Source organism: Affinirhizobium helianthi, assembly GCF_042680945.1.
Lineage (GTDB): Bacteria > Pseudomonadota > Alphaproteobacteria > Rhizobiales > Rhizobiaceae > Neorhizobium > Neorhizobium helianthi.
In genome coordinates this window covers 264,391-279,514 of sequence record NZ_JBHUEQ010000026.1, presented here as the reverse complement: position 1 = coordinate 279,514, position 15,124 = coordinate 264,391, and the positions used below count along the sequence as shown (strand labels likewise).

Annotated in this window: 10 protein-coding genes, 1 tRNA gene and 1 pseudogene; 8 read left to right on the top strand and 4 right to left on the bottom strand. The window is 57.9% G+C overall.

The window, feature by feature from the left end:
* Positions 1-118: 118 nt before the first annotated feature.
* On the bottom strand, positions 119-1,003 hold the full coding sequence (locus ACFSE1_RS15720; RefSeq protein ID WP_377403293.1) for an N-formylglutamate amidohydrolase: 885 nt from the start codon (positions 1,001-1,003) through the stop codon (positions 119-121).
* Positions 1,004-1,179: 176 nt separating this feature from the next.
* On the opposite strand from ACFSE1_RS15720, the gene cpdR1 reads away from it, so the two are divergent.
* From cpdR1 to ACFSE1_RS15700, 4 genes are all read left to right on the top strand, one after another.
* The gene (gene cpdR1, locus ACFSE1_RS15715; RefSeq protein ID WP_377403291.1) at positions 1,180-1,542 is read left to right on the top strand and encodes a response regulator CpdR1; all 363 of its coding nucleotides are present in this window, start codon (positions 1,180-1,182) and stop codon (positions 1,540-1,542) included.
* A gap of 106 nt (positions 1,543-1,648) precedes the next feature.
* Positions 1,649-1,723, top strand: a tRNA-Val gene (locus ACFSE1_RS15710).
* A 169-nt stretch (positions 1,724-1,892) separates the two neighbouring features.
* Complete coding sequence (locus ACFSE1_RS15705) at positions 1,893-3,431, top strand: Eco57I restriction-modification methylase domain-containing protein (protein ID WP_377403289.1); 1,539 nt, start codon at positions 1,893-1,895, stop codon at positions 3,429-3,431.
* The gene (locus ACFSE1_RS15700) at positions 3,428-4,390 is read left to right on the top strand and encodes a BsuBI/PstI family type II restriction endonuclease (RefSeq protein ID WP_377403287.1); all 963 of its coding nucleotides are present in this window, start codon (positions 3,428-3,430) and stop codon (positions 4,388-4,390) included. Before ACFSE1_RS15705 ends, ACFSE1_RS15700 begins: the two co-directional genes overlap by 4 nt.
* A 6-nt stretch (positions 4,391-4,396) precedes the next feature.
* Here ACFSE1_RS15700 and ACFSE1_RS15695 read toward each other — a convergent pair.
* Positions 4,397-4,660, bottom strand: a pseudogene (locus ACFSE1_RS15695) (tyrosine-type recombinase/integrase); the annotation flags it as partial.
* A gap of 255 nt (positions 4,661-4,915) precedes the next feature.
* Entirely contained in the window at positions 4,916-5,242 is a 327-nt protein-coding gene (locus ACFSE1_RS15690; protein WP_377403285.1) for a GCG_CRPN prefix-to-repeats domain-containing protein, read from the bottom strand.
* A 271-nt stretch (positions 5,243-5,513) separates the two neighbouring features.
* On the opposite strand from ACFSE1_RS15690, the gene ACFSE1_RS15685 reads away from it, so the two are divergent.
* Entirely contained in the window at positions 5,514-7,304 is a 1,791-nt protein-coding gene (locus tag ACFSE1_RS15685) for a chloride channel protein (RefSeq protein WP_377403283.1), read from the top strand.
* 75 nt (positions 7,305-7,379) lie between these two features.
* On the opposite strand, the gene ACFSE1_RS15680 is transcribed toward ACFSE1_RS15685, so the two are convergent.
* Entirely contained in the window at positions 7,380-8,414 is a 1,035-nt protein-coding gene (locus tag ACFSE1_RS15680; protein ID WP_377403281.1) for a glutamine synthetase beta-grasp domain-containing protein, read from the bottom strand.
* Between the two features lie 409 nt (positions 8,415-8,823).
* Between ACFSE1_RS15680 and ACFSE1_RS15675 the strand changes: the two genes are divergently transcribed.
* From ACFSE1_RS15675 to ACFSE1_RS15665, 3 genes are all read left to right on the top strand, one after another.
* On the top strand, positions 8,824-9,027 hold the full coding sequence (locus ACFSE1_RS15675; protein ID WP_377403279.1) for a DUF2735 domain-containing protein: 204 nt from the start codon (positions 8,824-8,826) through the stop codon (positions 9,025-9,027).
* 360 nt (positions 9,028-9,387) lie between these two features.
* Positions 9,388-12,711, top strand: coding sequence for a transglutaminase family protein (locus tag ACFSE1_RS15670; RefSeq protein WP_377403277.1), 3,324 nt, complete (start codon positions 9,388-9,390; stop codon positions 12,709-12,711).
* Position 12,712: 1 nt separating this feature from the next.
* Complete coding sequence (locus ACFSE1_RS15665; protein ID WP_377403275.1) at positions 12,713-15,124, top strand: circularly permuted type 2 ATP-grasp protein; 2,412 nt, start codon at positions 12,713-12,715, stop codon at positions 15,122-15,124.

Here is a 15,124-nt window from a genome sequence, read left to right as displayed (position 1 = left end):
AGGAGCGGCACCTGACATGGTTGCCGGACGATTGCGATGACGACAATCCATCGTCCGGCACGCTGCACGTGATTGTCATCTCGAAGTCGGACGACGGCCACATGTCGGGGATGGTGGTTCACTCTGCCGCGAGCGTTGCCTCAATGGAGAAAGCTTCGGCAAATTCCACCATCTGACGCATGAAGGTGGAGAGTACACCGGCGATCAGATCGAATTCGGGACGCTTTTCAAGCGTTGCCTCATCCACATAAAGCGAACGGTTGATTTCAATCTGCAAGGCATGCAGCCCGCGAACCGGGCGACCGTAATGCTCTGTGATGAAGCCGCCCGCATAGGGTTTGTTTCGGACGGCGTTAAAGCCCATATCCTCCAGGAACTGGATTGCCGCACGCGACAATTCTGCGGATGCACTGGTGCCGTAGCGGTCCCCGATGATGAAATCGGGCCGTGCATCCGTACCCGCGACCTTGATATTGCCGGGCATGGAATGGCAATCTATCAGGATAGAGAGCCCGAAGCGCGCATGGGTGCGGGCAATCAGGCGGCGCAGGCAAGCGTGGTAGGGCTTGTATATGGTCTCAATGCGCGCCAGCGCATCGGCAACCGGCATTCTGCGCGCATAGATTTCCATGTTTTCCGCAACGATCCGCGGCACGGTGCCAAGCCCGCCCGCAACCCGCATCGAACCGATATTGGCGTAAGACGGCAACGGATCTTCAAACATGCGTGGATCGAGCTCGTAAGGCTCACGATTCACATCCAGATAGGCGCGCGGAAAATGTGCTACTAATAAAGGTGCGCCGAAATGGGTCGCATCGGCAAAAAGCTCATCGACGAAATGATCTTCGGAACGGCGTATCCCCAATGCATCAAGACGTGATGCCGCCAGGAATTGCGCCGGATAATGCCTTCCGCTATGGGGAGAATTGAAAACGAAAGGGATTGTCTGCGTTTCAGGCTCGCGGACCTCAAAGGGTTCAAATTCGCCTGTCAGCCAATCCATCCGGTCTTTACCATGTCGTGAACAACTCAAGACGCCATGTTGCCAGTTGCCTGCTCCGAAGTCCATACTATCTCAATGCCTACCCACGGATGTACTTTGACGACCATCGTTTGCTTGCAAGGCAGATTGGCTCGTAACGAGTTGTCCAGAACCACGAGAAATCAATAACGGTCCTGATGATGCAAAAAATACTTCTCGCAGAAGACGATAATGATATGCGCCGCTTCCTCGTGAAGGCGCTTGAGAAGGCCGGTTACAAGGTCATCTCGTTTGATAACGGAGCCAGCGCCTATGATCGCCTCCGCGAAGAGCCATTCTCGCTTCTGCTGACAGATATCGTCATGCCTGAAATGGACGGAATCGAACTTGCACGTCGCGCGACCGAACTGGACCCGGACCTCAAGGTCATGTTCATCACGGGCTTTGCCGCCGTTGCACTGAATTCCGATTCGAAGGCGCCGAAGGATGCAAAGGTCCTCTCCAAGCCGTTCCATCTGCGCGATCTTGTGGATGAAGTGAACAAGCTTCTGGCCGCCTGAGGCCTATTTGCCGGGGGCTTGAGTGGCGCTGCAAAAAAAGCGTCACAAAGACAAAAAAAGCGGTTGACGGATCGGCCGCTTTTATGGTCTATCCGCCGCCACGGAAGGGCGTGTAGCTCAGCGGGAGAGCACTACGTTGACATCGTAGGGGTCACAAGTTCGATCCTTGTCACGCCCACCATCCTTTTCGAGGGATTAGCGAGAAATCGCTAGGCCCTTTTCTCGTTGATGTTGCCAAATGTTGCCAAGTTCGGACACCCGTTTTAGCCCCAATAGCGGGCGGCTTCCCGATCCGGAACGGAAAATTTTCAGGCTTAGATTTCGCGCCACCAAGTTGGGGAAAGCGACGTTTGCCTGATGCGGGTGATTTGCTTTTGGTCTACGTCTCGAGCATGTCAAAGCAAGAAGCGCCTGTAGCCCTCCTCGATAAAGCAGATCGCATCCGTAAGGACGTCTCTGCGTCAACTGAACAGCGTCACAAATCTAAGCTGGGACAGTTCATGACGCCCGCCCCAACGGCGCGGTTTATGGCATCTTTGTTCCCCAACGCCCACGGGATATGCCGCCTCCTTGACGCCGGGGCAGGTGTTGGCGCTCTCACTTGTGCATTCTTAGATCGCTGGGTGGAAGGCGGATTCCAATTTGATGGCGTCGTTGCTGAGGCTTTCGAAATTGACCCCCGCCTCAATGCCCACCTTAGAGATCATCTTGCTGAATACGCGGAGCGGATGGCCTTCCAGCCAAGGGTCTTTGCAGATGACTTCATCGAAGCGGCAGTTCAGCTCTCGCTAGCAGGGCGGCAAACGTTTACGCATGCGATCCTGAACCCGCCCTATAAGAAAATCAATACGGGCTCGCTTCATCGCGTGGCCATGAGCCGAGCAGGTCTAGAGACGGTGAATTTGTACACCGGCTTTGTAGCTTTGGCACTTGATCTGATGGTCCAGGGCGGAACCTTGGTTGCCATCATTCCTCGTAGTTTCTGCAATGGCCCCTACTACAGACCCTTCCGTGACTGGATTTTCAAGCGAGCAGCAATCAAGCGAATGCACCTGTTCGATAGCAGAAATTCAGCCTTCAAAGATGACAAAGTCCTCCAGGAAAACGTCATCATCGTTCTAGAGCGTGGCGGTCAACAGACAACGGTAGAGGTTTCCACATCTACAGACGACACATTCAGTGACCTTGTGATAACGCGGCACGATTTTACGAAGATAGTGCATCCGGGAGACCGGGAGCGCTTTATTCACATCCCCACTTCGGAAGAGGTCGATCCGCTCGACCTTCCCGGACTGACGCATACGATTGCGTCCCTGGGGCTGACGGTGTCCACGGGACCTGTTGTCGATTTTCGCATGCGCTACCACACGCGAAAGATGCCGGAGGAAGGAACCGTTCCCCTGCTGTATCCAGGCCATCAGATTGGGTACGGGCTAAAATGGCCGGTCGAAGACATCAAAAAATTCAACGCTATTGTAGACGATGATGAGTCCCGAAAGTGGTTGATACCTAACGGTTGGTATCCAGTAGTTCGCCGCTTCTCCTCGAAAGAAGAAAAGAGGCGAATAGTTGCGGGCGTCATTGATCCGAGAGAATTGGCAGGCTTCAGCCGCATAGGGCTGGAGAACCACGTGAACTATATTCACGAAAAGAAACAGCCATTGAGTGAGGAGTTGGCCAAAGGCCTCGCTGTGTTTCTAAACACTTCAGCCGCCGACGCTTCGTTCCGAAGATTTAATGGCCACACCCAGGTTAACGCGGGTGATCTAAAGAGCATGAAATACCCGTCTCGGGAGGTTCTGTGTTCCTTGGGTAGGTGGGTGATGGCGCTAAACAGCACCCCCGATCAAGAGATGGTTGACCGCGCATTTGAAGAGGCAATTAGGTGAGTGAAGATCAAGTTGCAAAGCTCGTTCGGGAAGCCGGGGAAATTCTCGCAGCCCTTGGCCTGCCAAGAGAACAACAGAATGAGCGATCTTCGATCTGTCTCCTATCCATTCTTGACCTTCGACCGGGCAAGACCTGGGCTGAGGCAACCGCCCCGCTCATGGGCATAACGCCAATTATGGATTGGGCACGTGAGCATTGCGGAAAGGAGTGGGCACCCAACACACGGGAGACCATTCGAAGGCGGACCATGCATCAATTTGTTGATGCGGGCTTGGCGCTTTACAATCCCGATGAGCCTACCCGGCCCGTGAATTCGCCTCGCGCGGTTTATCAGATTGAACCGTCCGCCCTGGCATTGCTGCAATCGTTCGGCAGCCCAACGTGGGCGACGAATTTGGCTGACTATTTGGCACTGAGGGAAACCCTCGCGGCCCGATACGCTGCCGAAAGAGAGCAGAATAAAATCCCTGTAACGCTTGCCGATGGGCGCACACTTTCGCTCAGCCCTGGCGACCATAGCGAATTGATCAAAGATATCATTGAGGACTTCGCCGCGCGTTTTGTGCCGGGCGGGCAACTGATTTACGCGGGCGACAAAGGAGAAAAAGTCGGGTACTTCGACACCGAAGCTCTTCGGTCGCTTGGTGTCACGGTCGATAAGCACGGCAAATTGCCGGACGTCGTGATCTACTACCCAGAAAAGAATTGGCTGCTTCTAATCGAGAGCGTCACCTCTCACGGCCCCGTTGACGGGAAGCGCCATGGTGAGTTGGCCAAACTCTTTGCTTCTGCAAAACCTGGGCTTGTCTATGTAACCGCGTTTCCGACGCGGCGACTGATGGCAAGGTATCTGTCGGAGATTGCGTGGGAAACTGAGGTCTGGGTTGCAGAAGCGCCCACGCATCTAATCCATTTCAATGGGGTGCGCTTCCTTGGGCCGTACGACACTAAAGAATAGGCATAGCTAAGTCTTGCCTGACCTCTTTTCCGCATCCAGATCGATCATAACAGCGTGCATGTCATCGGTGATGGTGTGGGTGTAGGTTTTGTGGGTGACGCTAGAACCGGGCGCATGGCCTAGCCGGGGCTGAAGCAGCCTGTCAGAAACGCCCCGCACATGCAGCCATGTCGCCATCCCCTTTCGCAAGATGTGCGGGGTCAGATGCAGGGGCTCGCCGTCCCGCGTCACTCCAGCTGTATTGATTGCCGTCACAAGCGCCTTCCTGAAGTCCGAGCGCTTAACGCCGCCCTCCGCGAATCACCTGACGCGGCTTGCGATCTTTGCGATTGACTGCTGACGCTTGAAGTTATTGTCGCAGCGCTCAGCGCATTTACCTGACAAAAGTGTGTAGCGATTTTCGGTTCGGAAATGCGTAAACACAAAGAGTGTTTCTGTTAGATGCGAAAAGGCTCCAGCCGCTCTCGGCAGACCGCCGCACCCTTTTGTGCGACAGGCCTTATTCGGTACAGGATCAATACCTGCTCAGTACCAGCGCGGCGGTGGCGGGCCCCAATCCCGATGATGGTGACGTGGCCTGTCCCAATCGCGATGGTGATGGCGATGATGTCGCGGCGGGCCCCAACCCCAGCCGGGTGGCGGCGGTGGCGGACGGTAATAGCGAGGAGGCGGAGGCCCCCTGCGGGGCACGCACGCGCCCCAGCGGTTCAACCGCCAGCCGGGACCGCAGGCATAATCCACTTTCTCCACCACGCCAGTGGGTGCGATTTTCGGCTTGACCGCAAGAGGCTGCGCCTGCGTGGAAACCGCGCCTGCTGCAAGCATGGCGGCGGCGAGGACTAACGCTTTCATTTTCGTGACCTCAATTTGAATGCGATTTTGAAAATATGAGCATTCACGTGAATGGCAGGTGAACCTGCTATTCATCGTTCTGCGGGTATAGGCCTGCCAGGAATCAAGGCAGACATCATGGCGGGTTGACGACCGCGAATTAATGACCAATTGCCTGCTTGAAGTTGAAGCCAAACTCTGGTTCCAGACAAGGCGACTTCCGCAGTTTAAGTTCCATCGCACACTCCGGCAAAGAGCGGGCGATCAGCCACCGGGAGGGCAAGAGCGCCCCATGCAGACGCTGTCGGCAACACATATTTTCAAGCTCGGCCAAGCCTGGGGCAAGTTATTCAAGAAGAAGGCCTTTGCGCGCGGTTCGGAAATCGGGCTTATCCTGTCCAGCCTGCTGATCGGGATAGCTGCTGGCTGCGCCGTTAGCGGCATGAGCTGGATTTCCCGCGCTCTACACAGTCTCGTCTACGGGATTGAAATGGGCGAGTGGTTGAGCGCATCGCAAATCGAAAACAAGCTGCTCGTTCTGTGTGGACCGATCGCGGGCGGCATCCTGCTTGGCATCTTCCTGTATATACTGGCACAGCGGCGACGGCGCCCGATCGTTGACCCTATCGAAGCAAATGCCCTCTATGGTGGGCGCATCTCGTTGACGGATAGCATCATCGTTGCGGTTCAGAACCTTATTTCCAACGGTTTTGGCGCCTCGGTAGGCCTGGAGGCCGGCTACACCCAGCTCTCTGCCGGGCTTGCCTCGAAGCTTGGCAGCAAGCTGAAGCTTCGGCGGGAGGATATGCGCATATTGGTCGGCTGTGGCGCGGCGGGCGCAATCTCTGCGGCTTTCAACGCCCCCCTCACCGGCTCCTTCTATGCCTTTGAACTGATCATTGGCACCTACAGCATGGTGGCACTGGCACCTGTGGTTATTTCAGCAATCGTCTCCACTTTCGTGGCGCGCAGCTTCTCCGGTGATAGCTTCCTCATCGAGGTTGGTGAAATCGGCACCATTACGCCAGCAGACTATGTGCCGGCCATCGCGCTCGGGGCGATTTGTGCAGGCGTGGGCATCCTGCTCATGCAAGGCGTCGCTTTCATCGAGGAAACGGCGCGCAAGAGCTCGCTGCCCCCTTATGTGCGACCGGCCCTTGGCGGCATCATTGTGGGCCTCCTTGCCATGATCACACCGCAAGTGCTCTCCGCCGGTCATGGCGCATTGCACATCAACCTCGATTCAAATGCGCCAGTGCAGATCCTGATCGGCCTTTTCCTCTTGAAGTCCGTGGCCTCTGCCGTTTCGATTGGATCAGGTTTTCGTGGCGGCTTGTTCTTTGCCTCACTGTTCATGGGCGCACTGGTGGGGAAGATCTTCTCGGTGCCCGCTGATTTCATCACAACCGGTTCGCTGACACCAACGGTTCTTTCCGTTGTCGGCATGAGCGCTCTTGCGGTTGCCATTATCGGCGGTCCGCTGACCATGACTTTCCTGGCTCTGGAAATCACAGCCGACTTCCCCATTACGGCTCTTGTGCTGGCTGCGGTCATCACCTCATCATTCGTGGTGCGCAACATGTTCGGCTACTCCTTCGCCACATGGCGCTTCCACCTGCGGGGTGAGAGCATCCGCAGCGCCCATGATGTGGGCTGGATCCGCAATCTGACCGTCGACAAGCTGATGCGCTCCGATGTGAAATGCGCCAAGGTCGACAGCGGTCTTTCCGAGTTCCGGGAAACCTTTCCACTCGGTTCCGCCAAACGCGTGATCCTGCTCGATGCGGAAGATAAATATGCAGGCATGATCCCCGTGCCTGATATCTATGCCGATGAGGCGGAAAGCACGCGCCCACGCACGGAACTGAAGGATTTCATCCAGTTCCAGAACGATTTCCTGCTGCCAAGCATGAATGCCAAGCAGGCCGTGGAAATCTTCGATCAGGCCCATGCAGAAGCATTGCCGGTCATCAACAATTTGATCGACCGCAAGGTCATCGGCCAGCTTTCCGAGGCCCATGTGCTTCGCCGCTACAGTGAAGAACTGGATCGCCAGAGACGCGAAGCCGTCGGCGAGATGTGAAAGCCTGAACCAGAACGTGAAAAGGGCGCCGGTTGAACCGACGCCCTTTTTCTTCACTATCCTTGGGAGGATGATTTATGCCGCAGCGGAAGCCGCTGTCGGTACTTCGGCAATCGTGGCCAGAACGCGCGAAGCGATCTGGTACGGGCAGCCCTGGGAGTTCGGGCGACGATCTTCGAGGTAGCCGCGATAGCCATTGTTGACGAAGGAATGCGGCACGCGGATGGAGGCACCACGGTCAGCAACGCCGTAGGAGAACTTATTCCACGGAGCCGTCTCGTGCTTGCCGGTCAGGCGCAGATGGTTGTCCGGGCCGTAAACGTCGATGTGCTCTTTCCAGTTCTTGGCAAAAGCCGCCATAAGCGCTTCGAAATATTCCTTGCCGCCAACTTCACGCATGTAGGTGGTGGAGAAGTTGCAGTGCATGCCGGAACCGTTCCAGTCGGTATCGCCGAGCGGCTTGCAGTGGAATTCGACATCGATGCCGTACTTTTCGCAGAGACGGAGAAGCAGGTAGCGCGCCATCCAGATCTGGTCGGCAGCCTTCTTGGAGCCCTTGCCGAAAATCTGGAATTCCCACTGGCCCTTGGCCACTTCGGCGTTGATGCCTTCGTGGTTGATGCCGGCTGCAAGGCACAGATCCAGGTGCTCTTCAACGATTTCGCGAGCAATGGAACCGACGTTCTTATAGCCAACGCCCGTGTAGTAGGGGCCCTGCGGTGCCGGGTAGCCCTGCTCCGGGAAGCCGAGCGGACGGCCGTTTTCGTAGAAGAAATATTCCTGCTCGAAACCGAACCATGCACCATCGTCATCCAGAATGGTTGCGCGGCTGTTGGACGGATGCGGAGTAACGCCATCCGGCATCATGACTTCGCACATGACCAGCGCGCCGTTGGTGCGGGCCGGATCGGGATAGATTGCAACAGGCTTCAGCACGCAGTCAGAGCTATGACCCTCAGCCTGCATCGTGGAGGAACCATCAAAGCCCCAGAGCGGCAGCTGCTCCAGCGTCGGGAACGCGTCGAATTCCTTGATCTGGGTCTTACCGCGAAGATTCGGCACCGGCTTGTAACCGTCGAGCCAAATATATTCGAGCTTGTATTTCGTCATAGGGATCTCTCGTTTCTTAATTCTGCGCGTTGTCAGCACATCCCGTCCGCATCGCTCCTTCATGGGCGCGCCTTCGGGGACTGGTTTCAACGATGCACAAGCCGTGCCAGATTCGAAATGGACCAAAAGAACGAGGCCAACAAAACCGTGATCCCCGTTTCAGGGAAGCAGCCGGTGAACATTGTTCAGAAATTTATAATGGAACGGCATACCCCTCGTTTCGTTCTGAAGAGTACAGCCGCGCAGGCTCGGCCGCAAAGGCGCAAATCCTGCGAGCCCCTTGCAATCTGGATAAAATATGGGCATTATGCTCAAAGAATCCGCAGACAAAAGATGCAAAATAATGCATAGCGTCTATTTTTTATGCAAACAAACATTCCGGGCGGAAGAATGCACCAAGGATAAGATCATGACGACACCAGCTGAGAGAACCACGGCACAGATCATTCCCTTCCCTGCGGGCGGCCTTCGCGCACGGCGCGAATTCGTTCAACGAATGGACAGGAAGGCTCCGGAGGCAAATCCCGCACTTTGCGATCTGGCATTCGGCGGCAGCTGGTATCATGAGGAAGCGGTGCGGGATTCTGCCTCGCCGAAAGGCAAGCTTAGCTAGGCCTACTGCCTAAGCGCAGGGCACAAATGCCCGTTTTATAAGCAGCAGCCGTGAATCTGTGCAATTTTGTAGCTCAACGAATTTGCACTGTGGTTGTGGCGATTCATTGCTGGCATTCGCCCACTGTGTTTGCATCCGGCAAGAATAAGCACATGCGCCTGTTCTGGGCGGCATGAAAGAGTGCACGCAGGTGAAGTCAAAACCACACGGATCGAAAGACTGAACTTTAACCCTGCTTTGCCAGGTTGAAGCGGATGCTGTTTGCGCCAGCAAAACAGCTTGCTTTGTCGCCTTGCATTGCACAAACTCGCCCGGCAATTTGAGGGTGGGCTCGCACGAGAAGCCCCGGCAAGGAGCTTCATGTCGATCAAGGCCGGTATTTATCATCTCACGCATTACACATACGATCGTCCTGTCCGCCTGGGACCGCAGATCATCCGCCTGAAGCCGGCCCCCCATTCCAGAACCCGCGTCATCAGTCACTCGCTGAAGGTCACGCCCGAAAACCACTTCGTGAACCTGCAGCAGGACCCTTACGGCAATTACCTTGCGCGTTTCGTCTTTCCCGATCCGGTGACAGAGTTCAAGATCGAGGTCGATTTGGTCGCGGACATGACGGTTTACAATCCCTTCGACTTCTTCGTCGAAGAGCAGGCGACCCGATGGCCTTTCGACTATCCGGCAGATCTCGCCGAAGACCTGTCGATCTATCGAACACCGGAAGAGACAGGCCCGCTTCTCAGCCGCTTCCTGGACACCATCGATCACGCCCCCGATCAGCCGACTGTCGACATGGTCGTCAATCTCAATGCACGCTTGCAGCAGCAAATCGGCTATGTCATCCGTATGGAACCCGGCGTACAGACACCGGAGGAAACCCTGGAGAAGGCCAAGGGATCCTGCCGCGATACGAGCTGGCTGCTCGTGCAGATCCTTCGCCACCTCGGCTTTGCTGCCCGTTTCGTTTCCGGTTACCTGATCCAGCTGACGCCGGATCTGAAGGCGCTGGATGGCCCCTCGGGCACCGATCACGATTTCACCGACCTTCATGCCTGGGCAGAAGTCTATCTTCCGGGTGCTGGATGGATCGGGCTCGACCCCACCTCCGGCCTCCTGACAGGCGAAAGCCATATCCCGTTGGCAGCAACGCCCCATTACAGGAACGCCGCCCCCATCTCCGGTGGCTATTTCGGGGAAGCGGAGACCAGTTTCGATTTCGACATGAAGGTTTCGCGCGTTGCCGAGCATCCGCGCATTACCAAGCCGTTCTCCGATGAAAGCTGGGAGGCCCTCAACAGGCTGGGCGAACAGGTCGATGCCGTGCTCCAGGCGCAGGATGTCCGCCTGACCATGGGCGGCGAGCCGACCTTTGTATCCATCGATGATTTCCAGTCGGAGGAATGGAACACGGCAGCGGTTGGCCCCACCAAGCGCGACCGCGCCGATGTGCTGATCCGAAAACTGCGGGAGCGCTTCGCGCCCGGCGGCTTCCTGCATTACGGTCAAGGCAAATGGTATCCAGGCGAAAGCCTTCCCCGCTGGACCTTCTCTCTCTACTGGCGCAAGGACGGCCTGCCGATCTGGACCGACCCGAAGCTCATTGCGGTGGAGAGCCAGAATCACAAGGTAACCCACGAGGATGCGGCCCGCTTGCTGCAGGCCATCGCTCTTGAGCTGGATCTCTCGGCAGATAATGTCACCCCCGCCTATGAAGACCCGGCGGAATGGATCATCCGCGAAGCAAACCTGCCGGAAAACGTCGATCCGGCCAATTCGAAGCTGAAAGATCCGGAAGAACGTAACCGCATTGCCAGAGTCTTCTCGCAGGGCCTGACGACGCCCGCAGGCTATGTGCTTCCGGTTCAGGCCTGGCAGACACGCGCCTCAGGCCGCAGCTGGGTGAGCGAGAAATGGCGCACGCGCCGTGGGCGGCTCTATCTTGTGCCCGGCGATAGCCCCGTCGGCTTCCGCCTGCCGCTTAATTCCCTGCCTTATATTGCGCCCTCCTGGTACCCCTACATCAACCCGGTCGATCCGACAGTCGAGCGCCCGCCCCTGCCGGACTTTTCCACCGAGAAGGGTCGCGTCATGCCAGAGCATTCGCTGCGGCCCGATATCGCCCAGCAGACCCAACTCGGCCAATCCTATGAGGAGATCGGCGGTCGCGTACGCACCGCCATCTCCGTAGAAGTGCGTGACGGGCGGCTTTGCGTTTTCATGCCGCCGACGGCAGCATTGGAAGAATATCTCGATCTCATCGCATCGGCAGAGCGCGCCGCAAGCGCGCTGAACCTGCCGGTTCACATCGAAGGCTACACGCCCCCACAGGATGAACGGCTGAACGTGATCCGTGTCGCGCCCGATCCCGGCGTCATCGAGGTCAATATCCACCCGGCCTCCAACTGGAAGGACTGCGTGGAAATCACTACAGCCGTCTACGAAGAAGCGCGCAACAGCCGCCTCGGCGCAGACAAATTCATGATCGATGGTCGCCACACCGGAACCGGCGGCGGCAACCACGTGGTTGTGGGCGGTGCCAACCCGAACGATAGCCCCTTCCTGCGCCGTCCTGACCTTCTGAAAAGCCTCGTTCTGCACTGGCAGCGGCACCCCTCGCTTTCCTATCTCTTCTCCGGCCTCTTCATCGGCCCCACTAGTCAGGCACCGCGTATCGATGAGGCACGGCACGACAGCCTCTATGAATTGGAGATCGCGCTGTCGCAGGTGCCCGCACCGGGACAGGGCTTGCCCCCGCTGCCCTGGCTGGTCGATCGGCTCTTCCGCAACCTGCTGACCGATGTGACGGGCAATACGCACCGCTCTGAAATCTGCATCGACAAGCTGTTTTCGCCGGACGGTCCGACGGGGCGGTTGGGTCTCGTGGAATTTCGCGGCTTCGAGATGCCGCCGAATGCCCGCATGTCTCTGGCGCAGCAATTGCTGGTGCGCGCACTCATTGCCCGCTTCTGGAAAAACCCGGCGCAGGGCTCGTTTGTGCGCTGGGGCACTGCCCTCGCAGACCGTTTCATGCTGCCGCATTTCGTCTGGGCGGATTTCCTCGATGTGCTGGCCGACCTTCGCCAGAATGGTTTCGATCTGCGGCCCGAATGGTTCGAAGCCCAGCTGGAGTTCCGCTTCCCCTTCTTTGGCGAGGTGGACTATGAAGGCACGAAGCTGGAAATCCGTCAGGCGCTGGAGCCATGGCATGTGATGGGCGAACAGGGTGCCATCGGCGGCACCGTGCGATACGTGGATTCTTCCGTCGAGCGCTTGCAGGTGAAGCTGGAAACCAGCAATCCTGCCCGCTATCGTGTGGCCTGCAATGGCCGCGCTGTGCCGCTTGCACCAACCGGAATCTCTGGTGCAGCCGTGGCTGGCGTGCGCTTCAAGGCATGGCAACCGGCATCCGGTCTGCATCCCGTACTGCCGGTCAATTCACCGCTAACCTTCGACATCTACGACACCTGGTCGAGCCGCTCCATCGGCGGATGCGTGTATCATGTCGCACATCCCGGTGGGCGCAACTACGAGACATTTCCTGTCAATGGCAACGAAGCGGAGGCGCGCAGGCTTGCGCGGTTTGAGCCTTGGGGGCATACGGCAGGCCAATATTACCTGATGCCCGAGCTTCCCTCAGCGGAATTCCCGCTGACGCTCGATTTGCGCCGGCCTGTAGGAGTCTAGTTTGTCCGTCGTTCCAGCCGATGACCGAAGCGAGCAGAAAGGCGAGATCGGGGAGGACCCGATCCTTGGCTATCGCGCCCTGCCCGCCGTATCGGACGAGATGCTGGACAGAGATGGACAGATCCGCCCGGTCTGGCAGAACCTGATCGGCTCGCTGAGCCGCCTCTCCGAAAGCGAACTTATGGAGCGGTTCGCCCGTGCGGATCGTTATCTACGCGATGCAGGCGTCTTCTACCGCTCCTATGGTGGCCAGGGCAGTGCAGAACGCAACTGGCCAATCTCCCATGTTCCGGTTCTGATCGACGAGAAGGAATGGCAAAAGGTCTCCGAGGGGCTGATCCAGCGGGCGGAATTGCTGGAAAAGGTGGTTGCCGATATCTATGGCGAGAACCGGCTGGTGCGCGATGGCATTCTGCCACCTGCCCTGGTTGCCTCCAACCCCGAATTCTTGCGTCCGCTGGTCGGCATCAAGCCCTTGAGCGGCTATCATCTGCACTTCTGTTCCTTCGAAATCGGGCGCGGACCGGATGGCAACTGGTGGGTGCTGGCAGATAGAACGCAAGCCCCCTCCGGTGCAGGCTTCGCGCTGGAAAACCGCGTGGCGACCACCCGAGCCTTCTCCGATATCTATGGCGAAAGCCATGTGCACCGGCTGGCCTCGTTCTTCGGCGCCTTCCGCGATGCCCTTCAGGCGCAAAAACGTTATCCTGATGATCGCATCGCGGTTCTTACTCCGGGTCCTGCCAACGAAACCTATTTCGAACACGCCTATATCGCCCGTTATCTCGGCTTTATGCTGCTGGAAGGGGAAGACCTGACAGTCGTTAACGGGCGCGTGATGGTGCGAACAGTCGCAGGGTTGAAGCCAGTCAGCGTGCTGTGGCGGCGACTGGATGCTCCCTACGCCGACCCGCTGGAGCTGAATCAAAACTCGCATATCGGCACCCCCGGCATGGTAGAGGCGCTTCGTGCGGGCTCAGTAACGATCGTCAACGGCCTCGGCTCCGGCATTCTGGAAACGCGGGCGCTTTTGGCTTTCACCCCTGCCATGAGCCGACACTTGCTGGGTGAAGAATTGAAGCTGCCCTCCATCGCCACCTGGTGGTGCGGCCAGAAATCCGAGCGACAGCATGTGGCTGAGAACATCGAGCAGATGGTCATCGGTCCAGCCTATTCCCGCGCACCCTTCTTCGATGACAACGGCCAATCGGTTCTGGGTGCGGCACGCAAGGCGGAAAAGCATTCCCTGGAAAGCTGGCTGGAAGCGCAAGGCCCGCGCCTCGTCGGCCAGGAGGCGGTAACGCTGTCCACCACGCCCGCTTATGTCAACGGCAGGCTCATGCCGCGCCCCATGTCTTTGCGCGTCTTTGCGGCGCGCACCGAACAGGGCTGGCAGATCATGCCGGGCGGCTTTGCCCGCATCGGCTCCGGCGACGATGTGGCAGCGATTGCCATGCAGGCGGGCGGCACGGCGGCGGATGTCTGGATTGTGTCCGACAGGCCGGTGGAAAAACCGACGCTGCTGCCACCGGAGGAAAGCTTCTCGCGCAATATGCCGGGTAGCCTGCCAAGCCGCGCTGCCGATAACCTCTTCTGGCTGGGCCGCTACATCGAGCGGGCGGAAGGTGCGCTTCGCATCCTGCGATCCTGGCACAGGCGCTATGCGGAAGCAGCCGATGCCGAACAGCCGCTGCTGGCGGATGTTTCCCGCTATCTAGAAAGCGTCGACATCGACATGACAAAGGCAGTTCCGCTGCCTTTGATCCGCAATATCGACAGCGCGATCTATTCCGCCAGCAATATTCGCGACCGCTTTTCCCCGGATGGCTGGCTGGCGCTGAACGATCTGGCAAAGACTGCCCGCCGCTTCCATGAAGGCGTGCAGCATGGAGACGACGCCGCCCATGCGCTGACCGTGCTTTTGCGCAAGCTGGCGGGCTTCGCCGGTCTGGTGCATGAAAACATGTATCGCTTCACCGGCTGGCGCTTTCTCTCCATCGGTCGCTATCTGGAGCGCGGCCTGCACATGACGCGCCTGCTCGGCCACATGTCCGGCCCGGATGCACCGGATGGCGCACTCGACATGCTTCTGGAAATCGGCGACAGCGTCATGACCCACCGCCGCCGTTACAATGTGAACACGGCGCGGCTGACAGTGACCGACCTTCTCGCTCTCGACCCGCTGAACCCCCGCTCGATCCTGTTTCAGTTGAACGAGATCCGAACCGAGGTGGAGCAACTGCCCCACCCCTATGGCACGGGCCAGATGTCGGCACTCGACAGGGAGGCCATGCGCCTTCATTCCGGCCTTGCGGTCATGACGCCGGAGGGCATGACGGACGATATTTACCAGCGGCTGGAGGCAGAGATGGAGAAATTCTCCGACCTGCTTGGCCGAACCTATTTCGGATAG

What these genes read in the sequence shown, in the direction of transcription:
- ACFSE1_RS15685 (WP_377403283.1), top strand. Translation starts at nt 5,514, where the DNA reads ATGCAGACGCTGTCGGCAACACATATTTTCAAGCTCGGCCAAGCCTGG.
- ACFSE1_RS15675 (WP_377403279.1), top strand. Translation starts at nt 8,824, where the DNA reads ATGACGACACCAGCTGAGAGAACCACGGCACAGATCATTCCCTTCCCT.
- cpdR1 (WP_377403291.1), top strand. Translation starts at nt 1,180, where the DNA reads ATGATGCAAAAAATACTTCTCGCAGAAGACGATAATGATATGCGCCGC.
- ACFSE1_RS15690 (WP_377403285.1), bottom strand. Translation starts at nt 5,242, where the DNA reads ATGAAAGCGTTAGTCCTCGCCGCCGCCATGCTTGCAGCAGGCGCGGTT.
- ACFSE1_RS15680 (WP_377403281.1), bottom strand. Translation starts at nt 8,414, where the DNA reads ATGACGAAATACAAGCTCGAATATATTTGGCTCGACGGTTACAAGCCG.
- ACFSE1_RS15720 (WP_377403293.1), bottom strand. Translation starts at nt 1,003, where the DNA reads ATGGATTGGCTGACAGGCGAATTTGAACCCTTTGAGGTCCGCGAGCCT.
- ACFSE1_RS15670 (WP_377403277.1), top strand. Translation starts at nt 9,388, where the DNA reads ATGTCGATCAAGGCCGGTATTTATCATCTCACGCATTACACATACGAT.